Here is a 15,102-nt window from a genome sequence, read left to right as displayed (position 1 = left end):
GGCAGCGACGACACCACGCCCGGCGGCGCGGCAAAACCCGCCCCCTCCCCGGCCATCTCGCGCTTTCGGCGCCTGCTGCCGGTGGTGGGCATTTTCGGGGCCGCGCTGCTGTACGGCGACGGGGTGATCACCCCGGCCATCTCGGTGCTGTCCGCCGTGGAGGGGCTGGAGGTGGCCACCGAGGCCGCCGCGCCCTTCGTGCTGCCCATCACCATCGGCGTGCTGGTGGGGCTGTTCATGGCCCAAAGGCACGGAACGGAACGCATCGGCAAGGTGTTCGGCCCGGTGATGGTGGTGTGGTTCGCGGCCATCGCCGCGCTGGGCCTTGTGGCCGCGCTACGCAACCCGCAGGTGTTCGCCGCCATCAGCCCGACCTATGCCGTGCGGTTCTTCATGGAAAATCACCTGCACGGCATCGTGGTGCTGGGCTCGGTGGTGCTGTGCATCACCGGGGGCGAGGCGCTGTACGCCGACATGGGGCACTTTGGCGCGCGGCCCATCCGCCTTTCATGGATGGCCGTGGTCTTCCCGGCGCTGATGTGCAACTACCTGGGCCAGGGCGCCATGCTGCTGGCCGATCCGGGACTGTCCTTCAACCCGTTCTTCGCGCTGGTGCCGCGCCCGCTGCTGTACCCCATGGTGGCGCTGTCCACGGTGGCCACGGTCATCGCCTCGCAGGCCATGATATCCGGCGTGTACTCGCTGACGCAGCAGGGCATCCAGTTGGGCTTCGTGCCGCGCATGCGCATCATCCACACTTCGGAGGAAACGCGCGGGCAAATCTACCTGCCCGGGGTGAACTGGCTGCTGATGATCGCCTGCGTGGGGCTGGTGCTGGCCTTCCAGGAATCCAGCCGACTGGCCGGGGCCTACGGCATCGCCGTCACCGCCACCATGGGCATGACCTCGCTGCTCTACTACGCCGTGGCGCGCCAGCGCTGGGGCTGGCGGGCCTGGCAGGCCGTGCCGCTGGTGGCGCTGTTCCTGGCCTTCGACTCCGCGTTCCTGTCCGCCAACCTGCTCAAGATTCTGGATGGCGGCTGGTTCACCCTGCTGCTGGCCATCGGCATCATGGTCCTGATGCTGACCTGGCGCGATGGCCGGGCCGCCCTTTCCGTCCGCTTTGCCGCAGCCTCGGTGCCCTTCGGCACCTTTCTCGACGGCGTGCGCCGCACCAAGCCCCTGCGCGTGCCCGGCACGGCGGTGTTCATGTCCGTGAACCCCACGGGCACCCCCCTGCCCCTGCTGCACCACTACAAGCACAACCACACCCTGCACCAGACCGTGGTGCTGCTGACCATCGTGGCCGAACCTTCACCCTTCGTACCCCGGCCCGACCGGCTGGTGGTGCACAACCTGGGCGAAGGGTTCCACCGCATGGTGGCCCGCTACGGCTTCATGCAGACCCCGCGCGTGCCCGAACTGGTGCAACTGGCCGCCGCGCGCGGCCTGCCCATGCGCATGGAAACCACCACCTTCTTCGTGGGCCGCGAAACTCTGCTCATCGGCAGCGGAAACCGCATGGCGGGCTGGCGCAAGGCGCTGTTCGCCTTCATGTCGCGCAACGCCTGGAACGCCACCACCTTCTTCGGCATCCCGCCGGGGCGGGTCATCGAAATCGGCGCGCAGGTGGAACTGTAGCGCCGCAAGGCGCAACGATTGACGACACATCAAGGGGTGCGGCGGTCCGCAACGCAACACCCCGCCGGGACGGGCACGACCGCGTGCACGACGCCCTTCCGCCGGAGGCATGCCGCTCCTCGCTTCCGGCGGCTGTCCGTCCCGGCCCCCCTCATCGCCCCTTCGGCATTCGCACCGCATGCGAACGCCGGGGGGCGATGTCGTTGAACACGCAGCGCGGCGAGAATATGCAAGGGGCCGCCCTTGCGGACGGCCCCTTGCATATTCTCGCCGCGGCGGGCACGGGCTGCACCCCGTGCCGCATCGGCCACGACCCTAGCCGATCATTTCCAGAAATGCCTCGATCCGCACCTTGAGCTGTTCGGCATCGGCTTCGGAGTAGTCCGTCTCGATGTGCAGGCTGGGCAGGTCGAACTTGTCGCGCAGGAAATTGCGCACCTTGTACGCCTCCACGTTGTAGGTGTGGCAGGCCTGCCAGGTCAGGTCCACCACGCCGTGCGGCCTGAAGTCGGCCACCAGCTGTTCCAGCAGGTCGAAGCGGCCCTGGTTGGGCGCCATGACCGAGCACGGCGTGGACAGGTAGCGACGCGCCAGCGCGGTAAGCGGGTCGCCCGTCTCGGCCACCAGGTCGGCTTTCTTGTAGCCGGTGCAGTTTTCCATGCACACCACCTGGCCGCCGCATTCCTCGATGAGCCGCACCACCTTGTGCGAACCCATGCCCACCGGCACGCCGGTCAGCAGGATGCGCGGGCCGCCCTTGCGTTCGGGCAGGGTTCCCGCCCTGGCCGCCGCCTGCACCTCGTTGACCACGCCTTCGGCCAGCTCGATGATGGTTTCGCGGTCAGGGAAGAACCCGAGCTTGAAGAGCATTTCCAGCATCTGCATGCCGGTCACCGGGGCCGGTTCCATCTGCGGCAGGTCCATCAGCGCCTTCAGCGCGCGCCGCTCGCGGTTGGCCAGCTTGATGGCGTCGGTCAGGTTCTCGTCGGTGATGGTCACCCCGAAGTCGCCCTCCATCCGCGTCACCAGCCCCGCCAGTTGTTCACGCCAGAAGGGCAAGGCCTCCTCGCCCGGCGTGGAGGGCAGGTGCAAGAGATGCACGGGCTTCATCTCGCCCAGCAGTTCGAACATCTTCTTCTTGCCGTCACAGGTGGTGTCCGCCACCACCAGATCCGCCGCCGACAGGTACGGGCACGAACCTTCCATGGCAAACCCGAAGCTGCTCTTGATGAGCGGGCACAGGTTGCGTGGCAGCACCTGCTCGGCCGTGGCAATGGGGTCGTTGCGGGTGCCGCACAGCACCACCGGCACCGCACCCGCCGCCAACGCGATTTCCGCCGGCGAGTACAGACAGTACAGACCCACCACCTTGCGGCCCGCCGCCTTGACCTCGCTGATGGCCAGGGCATTGCGCTCCGCCGCCGTCTTCAGCCGCTCGATGCTCTCCCACGTCATGTGCCTGCTCCTTTCCGGTTTTGAAGAGGAAGTTGGAGACAGGAACCGGGGGGGGGACCCTTTAAAAAGGGTCTCCCTCCCCGGACCCCTCCCCCCCAAACTTTCTCATTGGGGGGGCTGGTCCTGTCCAACGGGTAGTTGCCCCGCTCCGCACTCATCAAGATGCCGTCACTGCCCCGCGCAACACTCCATAATTGAAAAGTTTTGGAGAAGGAGGGAGGGGGGCGGGGGAGGGAGGAAGAACCTTTCGGCGCTCTGCGGTCGCCATCCGTAAGGTTCGCGCTGCGCGCTCACCTAACGGCTGCCGCAAAAGGTTCTTCCTCCCTCCCCCGCAAACATTCCCCTACACTCCCCCTGCCCCACCAACCGCCACATCCTGCGCCGCGATGAGGGCGGCGCCGAGGGCGCCGGTGGCCTGGGGCATGTCGGACACGGTGACGGCAAGGCCGAGGGTATCGGAAAAGATGCGGGCAAAGGCCGGGTTGGTGGCAAGCCCGCCGGTAAAGGCGCAGCCGGGCACCAGGGGCACGCGACCGGTCAGGGCTTTCAGGCGGCGGGCCACGGAGGCCACGATGGAGGCGGCCAGGTCGTCCTTGGAGACGCCCTGGGCGATGAGCCCGATGACCTCGGTCTCGGCAAACACGGCGCACATGCTGTTGAGGGGCACGGGTGTGCCGCGCAGGGCGGCATCGCCCATCTCGTCCAGCGTCATGTCGAGCACGCCGGTCATGACCTGGAGAAAGCGCCCTGTACCGGCGGCGCACTTGTCGTTCATGACGAAGTCGCGCACGCTGCCGCACTCGTCCACGGCCACCACCTTGCTGTCCTGCCCTCCCACGTCGAGAACGGTGCGGGTATCGGGCGCAAGGTGATGCGCGCCGCGCGCATGGCAGGTGATTTCGGTGACGGTGCGATGCAGGAAAGGCAGGGAGATGCGACCATAGCCGGTACCCACCACGCGGGCCACCCGGTCGATGCGGGTTCCGGCCTCGCGCAGGGCGGCGTCCAGCACGGCCTGGCCGGTTTCGCGGGGGTTCCATCCGGTGGGGGTGACGGCCACGCCCAGCACGGCGCGCGAGGCGACGTCGAGCACCACGGCCTTGGCGGCTGTGGAGCCCACGTCCACTCCTGCAACCAGACGGGCAACGGGCATGGGGCCTCCTGCGGAAAAACACGGGCCACACGTGGTGCCCTGCCACTGGATAGCCCACCTGCCAACTTCCGGTAAAATCGATACTTCCTATCGCACATCAAGCAATGCATAGACTGTCGCGCCATAACGCCCGCCGCGCGGCATGGGGACGCGATGGCGTATTGTCGACGGGCAGGGCGCCGGAGCCAACGGCGCGCCCTTTTCCGCTCCGCTGGCCCACAAAAATATACTCCCGTTTCACGTGCCTGATGGTATCATGAAGGAGATACCCGCATCGTTCACCGCCGGGGAGAGATGGCCGGGTAACGCCGGACATGCGCCCCCCGAAAAAAATCGCATTTCGTGCAAATTTCCCCGTGGTTTTGATGTCCGTCACATCGCGCATTCGCCCGCCGGACTATTGTGCACTCAACGACGGGGCGAAAGGCCCGAAAGATGTGCGTACGACGGGACGGGCACGAAAACGTTTCCGGCCCGACGACGCCGGCCCGACGACGCCGCCCCGCCGAACCGCAACCACAACGGAGCGCGCCATGGTCCTTTCGAAGATTTTAGGCCTCTTCGGCCACAAGACCGACCCCCAGAAAAAGGAGACCCCCATGTCCATGTTCTGCAACCAGTGTGAACAGACCGCCAAGGGTACCGGCTGCACCACCATCGGCGTGTGCGGCAAGCAGCCCGAAGTTTCCGCCCTTCAGGATCTGACGGTCTACGCCTTGCGCGGCCTGGCCCTGGTGGCCCTTGAAGCCCGCAAGAAGGGCATCGTCGATCCCGCCATCGACCACTACGGGGCCAAGGCCCTGTTCACCACCCTGACCAACGTCAACTTCGACCCGGCCCGCTTCCAGGCATACATCAACGAGATCGTCAAGCACCGCACCGCGCTGGCTGCCCGCGCTGGAGTTTCGTTCGCCTCCGGCCCCGCCTCCTTCCAGCCCGCCGCCACCCTGGACGCCCTGGGCGCGCAGGCCGAAATCGCCTCGCTGACCGCCGACAAGAGCGACCCGGACATCGTTTCGCTGAAGCAGACCCTGCTCTACGGCATGAAGGGCCTGGCCGCCTACGCCGACCACGCCGCCGTGCTGGGCCAGACCGACCCCGAAGTGTTCGCCTTCCTGTTCAAGGGCCTGGCCGCCGGGTACGACGGCGTGCAGCGCGACCTTGGCCAGTGGGTGGAGCTTGCGCTCGAATGCGGCAAGGTCAACCTGCGCGCCATGGAACTGCTGGACGCGGGCAACACCGGCACCTACGGCCACCCCGTGCCCACCCAGGTTCCCCTTGGTCACCGCAAGAACAAGTGCATCCTCGTTTCAGGCCACGACCTGCGCGACCTGCACGAACTCTTGAAGCAGACCGAAGGCAAGGGCATCGACATCTACACCCACGGTGAAATGCTGCCGACGCACGGGTATCCGGAACTGAAGAAGTACCCCCACTTCTACGGCCACTTCGGCACTGCCTGGCAGAACCAGCACAAGGAATTCCCGGCCTTCCCCGGCGCCATCCTGTTCACCACCAACTGCATCCAGAAGCCGCAGGATTCGTACAAGGACCGCGTGTTCACCACCGGCCTCGTAGGTTGGCCCGGCCTTGTGCACTGCGAGAACTACGACTTCTCCGCCGTGATCAGGAAGGCGCTGGAAATGCCCGGCTTCACCGATGACGCGCCCGGCAAGAACGTGCTGGTGGGCTTTGGCCGCAACACCGTCATGAGCGTGGCCGGCCAGGTCATCGACGCGGTGAAGTCCGGCGCCATCCGCCACTTCTTCCTGGTGGGCGGCTGCGACGGCGCCAAGCCGGGTCGCAACTACTACACCGAGTTCGTGGAAAAGACCCCCAAGGACACCGTGGTGCTCACGCTGGCCTGCGGCAAGTTCCGCTTCTTCGACAAGGAACTGGGCGACATCGGCGGCATTCCGCGCCTGCTGGACGTGGGCCAGTGCAACGACGCCTACTCGGCCATCCAGATCGCCGTGGCCCTTGCCGGCGCCTTCGAGTGCGGCGTGAACGACCTGCCCCTGTCGCTGGTTCTTTCGTGGTACGAGCAGAAGGCCGTGGTCATCCTGCTCACCCTGCTGGCCCTGGGTATCAAGGACATCCGCCTCGGCCCGTCACTGCCCGCGTTCATCACCCCCAACGTGCTGAACTTCCTGGTGCAGAACTACAACATCAAGCCCATCACCACTCCGGATGAAGACCTGAAGGCCATTCTGGGGTAAGGCGAGCACGCCCTGAAACGACGGGACTCGGGGGGCGGCACGGGCCGCCCCCCTCTCCCCTGCCCGGATACGAATTGCAACGGCACCGCCGACGCCTTGCGAGTGCACCCGCCACGGCCACCACACCCACCGCCACGCCGCCCGACATCACAGACATCACAGACATGGCCCCCAACCGACACGGGGCCGCCCGCGCTCCAACCCGCAGGCAAGGATCACAGACATGAAGACCACCCGGAATATCCTGGAAATCGACGAAGAACGCTGCGACGGCTGCGGCGCCTGCGTGCTGGACTGCGCCGAAGGCGCCATCGCCATCGTGGACGGCAAGGCCAAGATCGTGTCCGACAGCTTTTGCGACGGCCTTGGTGCGTGCCTTGGCAGCTGTCCGCAAGGCGCGCTGCGCATCATCCAGCGCGATGCCGTTCCCTTTGACGAAGAAGCGGCCATGGAGCACGTGCGCAAGCGTGATGGCGCGCAGCCCCGTACCGGCGACCATCATTCCGCCCACGCCAGGCCCGACGGACACGGCGTGCACGGGCATTATGGCCAGGCGCACCACCCCGGACACGGGCACGGACACGGTGGCGGTCATGGTGGAGGCCACGGCGGCTGCCCCGGCTCCATGATCCGCAGCTTCGCCAAGTCCGAGGCCCCCATGTTCGGGGTTGCCGAAGGCCCGGTTTCCGGACCCGGCCATTGGCCGCTGAAAATCCGCCTGGTGCCCCCCACGGCCCCCTACCTGAAGGACGCCGACGTGCTGGTGGCGGCGGACTGCGCGGCGGCGGCGTCGCCCCTGTTCCACAGCCACTTCGCCAGGGGCAAGGTGGTGCTCATCGGCTGTCCCAAGTTCGACGACACCGACGCCTACGCCCAGCGACTGGCCGAAATACTGGCCACCAGCGGCATTCGGTCCATGACAGTACTGCGCATGGAAGTTCCATGCTGCCGCGGCCTTACCGCCGCACTGGCCAAGGCCCGCGAATTGTCCGGCACCAACGTGCCGCTGAACGAAATGGTCATGACGTGCCAAGGCGCGCCAGCGCCTACTCCGCTCGCCTGACGCGCCAGCGCCTACTCCGCTCGCCTGACGCGCCAGCGCTTACTCCGCTCGCCTGACGCGCCAGCGCCTACTCCGCTCGCCTGACGCGCCAGCGCCTACTCCGCTCGCCTGACGCGCCAGCGCCTACTCCGCTCGCCTGACGCGCCAGCCAAATCCACAAGCCCGCATCCAAACTGCACGACGTGCGGCCCGCCCACGCGGGCCGCACGTCATTCCGCCCCTGGTAAACCCCGTACACAAAAAGGGTGACGAAACGGCCCCGGCATGCATACAGTAGGAATACAGGGGAAACACACGCGGCGCTTTCGGGGAAAAGGGCGCCGCACAGGGCGGCATCGAGGGCGTTCCATGAACGACTACGAACTGCGCAAATTCGTCGCGCCGGAATTCGTGTTCGGATACGGCGCGGCTGGCCTGGCCGGACGGCATGCCCGCAACCTTGGCGCATCGCGCTGCCTCGTGGTGTCCGACCAGGGAGTGGCGGCGGCAGGCCACACGGAGGCGGTGGCCCGCACCCTGCGCGATGAAGGCATTGCCTGCGCGACCTTTCTGGGGGTTTCGGAAAACCCCCGCGATACCGAAGTGATGCAGGGCAGCGAGGTGTTCCGCGCCGAAGGGTGCGACGCCATCGTGGCCGTGGGCGGCGGCAGCCCCATGGACTGCGCCAAGGGCATCGGCATCGTGGTGGCCAACGGCGGGCACATCCTGAACTACGAAGGGGTGGACGCCATCCCCAAGCCCATGCCGCCGCTGGTCTGCGTGCCCACCACGGCGGGCAGTTCCGCCGACGTCTCGCAGTTCGCCATCATCCGCGACACCCCGCGCAGGGTGAAGATAGCCATCGTCAGCAAGGCCAACGTGCCCGACGTGGCCCTGGTGGACCCGCTGACCACCCTGACCAAGCCGCGCGAACTCACCGCCGCCACCGGGCTGGACGCCCTGACCCATGCCGTGGAGGCGTACGCCTCCAACGCGCACTCCCCCGTCACCGACATGTTTGCCCTGGAAGCCATCCGGGGCATCGGCACCGCCCTGTTCGACGTGCTGGACGACCTGGGCAGCCGCGACGCCAGGGCCCGCATGGCCCTTGGCAGCATGAACGCGGGACTGGCCTTTTCCAACGCCATCCTGGGGGCGGTGCACGCCCTGTCCCACAGCCTGGGCGGCCTGCTGGACCTGCCCCACGGCGAATGCAACGCCCTGCTGCTGCCCTTCGTGGTGCGCCGCAACTACGTGGCGGCCCCGCAGCGCTACCGCCGCGTGGCCGAGGCGCTGGGCGTGGCGGATGCCCTTGCCGCCCCGGACGACGAGGTGCGGGACGCCCTGTTCGCCCGGCTTGGCGACATGCGCCGCAGGGCCGGGTTCGACAAGGGCCTTGCCCAGTACGGGGTTACACGCGACCAGTTGGCGGAACTGGCGCGCCTGGCCCTGGAAGACCCCTGCCTTTCCACCAACCCGGCCCCGCTCGACGCGCGCGAACTGGAAGAACTGTATGTCGAAGCGTTCTGACGACCTGCGGGCAAAGCTCATCGGGCTCGGGCAGGCCTCCACGCGCAAGAGCTACTACCCGGAGCTGAAAGAGCGTCTCCAGCAACTGGAACTGTTTCGCGCCCTGCTGGAAAGCGCAGGCGACGGCGTGCTGCTGCTGGCCGCGGAAACCCTGATGGTGCTGGACGCCAACGGAGCTGCCTGCCGCTTCGCGGGGTTGCCGTGGGAAGCCCTGACCGGTCGCCCGCTGGCGGCGGCATTTCCCGAACTGGCCGGATGGAAGCCGCATCTTTCAGGCAACGCGGAAGGCTTTGTGCCGCAGGACGGCCCGCGCACCAGCGCCTGGCACATGGCCGATGCCGCTCCCCCCGCGGGGGGAGAAGAGCGCCGCCTGATCCGCCAGCCCTCGCACGGGGCCGACCTGTGGCTGGAACTGGCCCTGAAACGCCACGACATCGGCGGCATATCATATGTCTCGTGCATCGCGCGCGACGTGTCGGAACGGTTGCGCGCCGAAGAAGAACTGCGCGAGAGCGAACGCAAGTACCGCGCGCTGTTCGAGGCGGCCAACGACGCCATTTTCCTGATCCGCGACGGCCTTGTGCGTGACGCCAACCGCAGGGCCTGCGAACTGTTCGGCAGGCCCCTGGACCAGTTGACGTCCATGGCTCCGCGCGACCTTTCACCGCCAGAGCAGCCCCGCTCCGGGGCCACCCACCTGGCCGAGGACATCCGCCTGGCCAAGGCCCTGGCCGGAGAGCCGCAGTTCTTCGAATGGACGCACCTGCGCGCGGACGGCACCCCCTTCGACTGCGAAATCTCCCTCAGCCGCTTCACCCTGCGGGGCGAACCGTGGCTCATCGCCATCATCCGCGACGTGACCGAGCAGAAGAAGCTGCGCGAAATCATGGTCCAGACGGAAAAGATGATGTCCGTGGGGGGCGTGGCCGCCGGCATGGCCCACGAGATCAACAACCCCCTCTCGGCCATCGCCCAGTCCGCCCAGAACCTGCAGCGCCGCCTGACGCCCGGCGTGCCGGACAACGAAGCCGCCGCCCTGATGTCCGAAGTGGACCTGGAACGGGTGCAGCACTACTTCGAGTTGCGCGGACTGGCCAGGCTGGTGAGCAACATCCGCGAGGCCTGCGCCCGCGCGGCGGACATCGTGCGGCACATGCTGGACTTTGCCCGGCGCAGCGATGCAGAGCGCGCCGCATGCGACCTTGCGGCACTGCTGGACCGGGCCGTGGAGCTGGCGGAGAACGATTACGACCTCAAGAAGCGCCACGATTTCCGTAACATCCGCATCGTCCGCGACTACGCACCCGGCACGCCCATGGCGGAATGCGCTCCCACCGAAATCGAGCAGGTGTTGTTCAACCTGCTGAAAAACGCCTCGCAGGCCATTTCGCAAAAGGTCTACCCGCAGGGCGAGACACCGCGCATCACCTTGCGCGTAGGCACGCAGTACGGCGCGCCGGGCCTGCCCGGCGGCATCGGCGGTATTCGGGGGGTGGGGGGAGTTGGGGCCCTCTGCGAGAGCGAGGCCACGGGCGCCAGTCCGGCCTGCACGGAATATGTCCGCGTGCAGGTGGAGGACAACGGCCCGGGCATGGACGAGCGCACGCGGGTGCGGGTGTTCGAGCCGTTCTACACCACCAAGCCGCCTGGCGAAGGCACGGGACTGGGCCTTTCGGTGTCGTACTTCATCATCAGCCGCAACCATGGCGGACACATCATGGTGGAATCGCAGCCGGGGATGTGGTGCCGCTTCACGGTGCTGCTGCCCGCCGTGCAGCGCCCAACGTAAGCCCACCTGCGGGATCCCGCCGGGCCACACTTCGGACATCCGCAGAACGGTCGAGTCGTTCGGGCGGACGTTCGGGGGAAAGGACGTTCAGGCGGCCCTGCGCGGCCTCATCTCACACGTACAGCGGTAGCCCGCAAGCAACAGGAGCCCGACCGCGTGCACCACCACGGCGGGCGGCCCCACCACGAACGCGCCGTAGGCCGCGAATTTCCATATGAACACAGACGGCACGCCGTCCAGCCCGCCGGACATGGCCGCCACCCCGCGCCCCACGGCGAACACCCCGGACACCGCGCTGCTGCCCGCTATCAACAGGGCGGGCCATGGGCTGCCCGTGCGCCAGGCACGCCAGGCCACGTACAGCAGGTCGGCGTAGACCGGCAGCATGTGCAGGCTGAACACCAGCACCCGTGCGGACACGCTGAACCTCACCCAGGTGAACCACGAGGCAAGGCAGGCCAGCGAAACCAGCAACGCGGCATAGACGCGCCACGGCACCCGCCTGCCCAGAAAGCGCCGCAACCCGACCGCAGCCAGCATGCCACCGCCCACGAGGCACAGGTTGGCCCCAAGGATGGAGGCGACCCAGGGCCAGGAACCTTGCATGAGCATCAGGAAAATGCCCGCAGACAGCAGCCCGCCCCCGGCGGCCCAGGCAAGCATGCCGGGGTACCGGCGCATGCCCAGTGCAAAGGCAAGAACGGCAAGGGCGCACAGCGCCATCGCCACCATGAGCACCAGCGCCCAGGCATAGGCCTGAGGGTGTTGCATCGTCCCTCCGTAACGGGTTCGCTGCACACGGCGAAAGAAGCGCCGGACGCCTGTCGCCGTCCGTGCGTCCTTCCGGGCCATGACAGATGTAACAAGTCCTGACCGCGGGTCCACGCACGCGGCATGGGGCATCATCCGGACCACCCTGCTCCCGCACGCGGCAAGGGCCATGACGAGGGCCGCGGGCAGCAGCGCGCGGCCCGGACATCAGAGCGTCTCGTCCCCGTCGGCCAGGGCCTGCAAGTAGTCACGGTCAACGATGGTCACCTCGCGTCCGTCCACGGAAACGGCCCCGCGTTCGGCCAGCTTTCCGAGGCAGCGCGAAAGCGTCTCGCGCGCGGTGCCCAGCATGCCCGCCAGCACCCCCTTGGCCATGTCCAGCCGGAAGGTGTCGGCATCGCCCTTCAGTTCGCTGGCGTGCAGCAGGTAGGCGGCAAGGCGTTGCGGGGTTTCGTGCAGGGTCAGGGATTCCACCTTGGAGGTGAACACGCGCAGCTTGCGCGACAGCGCGGCCAGCATGTTCATGGCCAGTGTGGGATCGCGGGTGATGCGGTCCACCAGCCCCTTGCGCGGCAGAAACAGCACGCGAGCGTTCTCCACGGCCATGGCGTGGGCGGGAAAGGTGCCGCCCTGGAACACCGCCACCTCTCCAAAGGTTTCGCCGGGACCCATCACGTGCATCACGGCCTCGCGCCCGTCGGGCGCGGTCTTGAATATCTTCACGCGGCCCTCGGCCACCACGTAGAAGCCCTCTGCCGGAGAGGACTCGAAAAAGATCATCTGGCCCTTGTCCACGCGACGGTCCACCACGATGCCCGCCAGACCTTCCAGCTGGGCGTCGGAAAGACCGTCGAAAAGGGGCAGTCGCTCGATGATGCGGCGGTTCTGCTGAGTCACTGGCGTACCTCTGGGTGTGGCCGGGCCATGTTTGTCCTGCAGGCACAGCATAGGGCACGTCGGCCCCGGGGGCAAGAACGGGCGGCATCCACGGGCGGCATCCACGGCCGGTCGCCACGTACGGAACACCGCCCCGCGCATCCCTGTTGCGACTGGCGGCGGGGTGCGGTAAGCGGTGGATGACCACGGGCGCCCGCGCCCCATCCACAGGAGACGATTCCATGAAATACGGCAGCAAGGTGGCGGCCCGCGTAGAGGAACTGTTGCGCGAGCAGTTGGAGGAACTGGGGGAAAACCCCAGCGCCATCGACGCCCACGAAATCGCGGCGCACATGCGTTGCGAGATATGGTCCGACGACACCATGATCTACATCTGGAAGGAAACGCCCATCCTGCGCGTATCCTCGGAGCAGCACGACGACGGCAGCGTGACCTGGCGCATGTTCACCCGCGACGACGAGGGCGACGGCTTTGCCACCGACCCTGCGGGCAGCCTGACCCGCGACGACGGCCCGCTGCTGGACATGGACCTGGCCTACCGGCCCGTCGGACAATCGGGCGCAGACGACGAGGACTCCGGCAACGATGATCTCGGCGACGATGATGACGATGACGGCGGCGACGACGGCGGCGAACGCCGCAGCGGCGGCTATCCGGTGCAGTAGCCCCAGGCCGGAGGGCCCGAAGTCGGAAGAAACCGGCCGGAATTGGACGGCAATGGAAAGGGGACGCCACATGGCGTCCCTTTTCTACGTGCAGGCTCGCGCCCGGAATTGCCGCAATGGCCGCGCTCAGCGCCGGACATGGTGCGCGAACTTGCTGCGCGCCTTGCCCTGCGCCGCCGCCGCGGTGTCGATGATCTCGTCCCGCCGCGACTCCAGTGTGGCCACCACGGCCCTGTCCAGCAGCCCGCGGCGCACCCCGTCGCGCAGCACGTCGATGATCTTGTCCCGGTGCATGCCCGCGCGGTAGGGCCGGTCCTCCGCAAGGGCGGTGCACATGTCGGCCACGGCCATGATCCGCGACCCGATGCTGAGGCCGCCTGCGCCGATGCGGAACGGGTAGCCCGAACCGTCGAGTTTCTCGTGGTGAAAGGCCGCCCATTCGGCAATGCCGCCCAGCCCATGCATGGAATTGAGCACCAGATAGGTGTGGTAGGTGTGCTGGCGCATGACGGCGAATTCCTCGTCGGTGAGGGGGCCCGCCTTTTCCAGAATGGCGTTGGGCACCACCATCTTGCCGAGGTCGTGCAGGTTGCCCGCAATCTCCATCAGCCGCGCCTCGGGCTCGGGCAGGCCGAAGGCCCGCGCCAGCGCCCCGGCGGACGCGGAAACCCCGGCGGAATGGGTGGCGGTGAACGGCGAGCGAAAGTCGATGATCTCGCGCACCAGCAGCGACCAGCTGCGCACGCCGTCCAGGTCCAGTTGCAGGCGGCGGCACGGATTGCGCTCGCTGAGAAAGGTGAACAGGCGCGGCGAAACAAGGTTCAGCCAGAATTCGTCCCGACCGGAAACCAGCAGAAAGGCCTCCACCACCCGGCGGTCGATGGCGCAGCCCGACATGCGGCGAATTTCCGCGGTGAGGTCGTCGTGCTGGTGCAGCACGTAGATGCGCCGGTCCATGGACCGTTCCAGGGTGTCGGCCAGCAGGACGATCTGGGCCAGCAGGCCCACGCGCTGGTCGGGGCCGTGCGAATCCAGTTCCGGCAGCGTGGCATGGTGCAGGCGGACTACCTCCGCCGCCTCTGCCAACCCCGGTCCCTGCGCCAGCAGGCCCGCGCCCACGGCGCAGTGCTCGTCCATGCTTTCCACGCGCGATGCGCGCACATCCAGCTTGTCTTCCGGCGAAAGCGCACCCACGTCATGCAGCAGCGACGCGATGAACAGCGTTTCCTTGTCCTTCTGCGGAAGGTCCAGTGCCTCTGCCAGTTCCCACGCCACAAAGGCGACCCGCAACTGATGCTGCGACAGCGAAGGGCTCGCAAGGTCGAGCGCCTCCGAAATGGACAACAGCATGTCCGACAGGTCGACCGAAATCCCCGAATACATGGCCCCCCCGGCGCTATCCCGGCAACATGGCGCCGCTCCCTGCCCGCGTTGCGCGTCCGGCCACCGCATCACGCTCCCCGACGGCGCACGACAACATTGATGGTCCTACACTTTATCGACGAGCAAATGACGATGTCAACAAGCAAATGACGTTTTATCGGACTCCCTACCTGCCGGGGTGGGGCGCAACCGCTGCATGCCCCTTGCGTGAACGGGGTGAAACAACGCGGGACGAAACCGCCACGGCGCGTTGCGGCGGGCTTCAGGCGCACTTGGGGCGCTTGGCGCGCCTGAAGCGTGCAACAATGCAGAGAGGCCGGAAGCAGTGCTTCCGGCCTCTGGTCAGGCGTCATTGCATGTGCGGTGCGGCATGTTCGTTGCGTACGCCGTGCGCGAAGAAACCGGAAGCATGTCGGCTGCCCTGCAACGATGTACAGCATTGCCACAGCACCGATACGGCACGGATACGTATGGGCATCGCCACGCCGCCACGGCGCCGTGGCGGCAATGCCGGGGGCGCGGGGCCTAGCCCAGCGCAGCCGCCCGGTCGAGGCGGG

11 protein-coding genes are annotated in these 15,102 nt (G+C 67.3%); 6 read left to right on the top strand and 5 right to left on the bottom strand.

Features of this window, described 5'->3' with window-relative positions; genetic code table 11:
• On the top strand, positions 1-1,641 hold a 1,641-nt coding region (locus FVW20_RS12455; protein WP_196609868.1), incomplete at its 5' end, for a potassium transporter Kup.
• 315 nt (positions 1,642-1,956) lie between these two features.
• Here the strand turns inward: FVW20_RS12455 and FVW20_RS12450 are convergent.
• Positions 1,957-3,096 (bottom strand): double-cubane-cluster-containing anaerobic reductase, encoded by a 1,140-nt coding sequence (locus FVW20_RS12450; protein WP_196609867.1) that lies wholly within the window; start codon positions 3,094-3,096, stop codon positions 1,957-1,959.
• Between the two features lie 343 nt (positions 3,097-3,439).
• A complete protein-coding gene (locus FVW20_RS12445; protein ID WP_196609866.1) occupies positions 3,440-4,249 on the bottom strand; it encodes an acyl-CoA dehydratase activase in 810 nt (269 codons plus the stop codon).
• A 605-nt stretch (positions 4,250-4,854) separates the two neighbouring features.
• Between FVW20_RS12445 and hcp the strand changes: the two genes are divergently transcribed.
• The 4 genes from hcp to FVW20_RS12425 all read left to right on the top strand — a co-directional run bounded on the left by hcp (position 4,855) and on the right by FVW20_RS12425 (position 10,829).
• Entirely contained in the window at positions 4,855-6,468 is a 1,614-nt protein-coding gene (hcp, locus tag FVW20_RS12440) for a hydroxylamine reductase (RefSeq protein ID WP_196609869.1), read from the top strand.
• A gap of 223 nt (positions 6,469-6,691) precedes the next feature.
• Entirely contained in the window at positions 6,692-7,531 is an 840-nt protein-coding gene (locus FVW20_RS12435; RefSeq protein ID WP_196609865.1) for an ATP-binding protein, read from the top strand.
• Positions 7,532-7,879: 348 nt separating this feature from the next.
• Complete coding sequence (gene ercA / locus FVW20_RS12430) at positions 7,880-9,040, top strand: alcohol dehydrogenase-like regulatory protein ErcA (RefSeq protein ID WP_196609864.1); 1,161 nt, start codon at positions 7,880-7,882, stop codon at positions 9,038-9,040.
• The gene (locus tag FVW20_RS12425) at positions 9,024-10,829 is read left to right on the top strand and encodes a PAS domain-containing sensor histidine kinase (protein WP_196609863.1); all 1,806 of its coding nucleotides are present in this window, start codon (positions 9,024-9,026) and stop codon (positions 10,827-10,829) included. Before ercA ends, FVW20_RS12425 begins: the two co-directional genes overlap by 17 nt.
• A gap of 87 nt (positions 10,830-10,916) precedes the next feature.
• On the opposite strand, the gene FVW20_RS12420 is transcribed toward FVW20_RS12425, so the two are convergent.
• The gene (locus FVW20_RS12420) at positions 10,917-11,600 is read right to left on the bottom strand and encodes a hypothetical protein (RefSeq protein ID WP_196609862.1); all 684 of its coding nucleotides are present in this window, start codon (positions 11,598-11,600) and stop codon (positions 10,917-10,919) included.
• 207 nt (positions 11,601-11,807) lie between these two features.
• Positions 11,808-12,497 (bottom strand): Crp/Fnr family transcriptional regulator, encoded by a 690-nt coding sequence (locus tag FVW20_RS12415; RefSeq protein WP_196609861.1) that lies wholly within the window; start codon positions 12,495-12,497, stop codon positions 11,808-11,810.
• Between the two features lie 221 nt (positions 12,498-12,718).
• Here FVW20_RS12415 and FVW20_RS12410 point away from each other — a divergent pair, with 221 nt between their 5' ends.
• A complete protein-coding gene (locus FVW20_RS12410; RefSeq protein ID WP_196609860.1) occupies positions 12,719-13,162 on the top strand; it encodes a hypothetical protein in 444 nt (147 codons plus the stop codon).
• A 126-nt stretch (positions 13,163-13,288) separates the two neighbouring features.
• Here FVW20_RS12410 and FVW20_RS12405 read toward each other — a convergent pair whose 3' ends face one another.
• Complete coding sequence (locus FVW20_RS12405; protein WP_196609859.1) at positions 13,289-14,545, bottom strand: HD-GYP domain-containing protein; 1,257 nt, start codon at positions 14,543-14,545, stop codon at positions 13,289-13,291.
• Between the last annotated feature and the right edge of the window lie 557 nt (positions 14,546-15,102).

Origin of the sequence: Nitratidesulfovibrio oxamicus (assembly GCF_015731765.1) — a bacterium.
In the GTDB taxonomy this organism is placed as follows: domain Bacteria; phylum Desulfobacterota; class Desulfovibrionia; order Desulfovibrionales; family Desulfovibrionaceae; genus Cupidesulfovibrio; species Cupidesulfovibrio oxamicus.
Note: the sequence above shows the minus strand (reverse complement) of the source record. Positions and strands in the feature narration are given on the sequence as shown.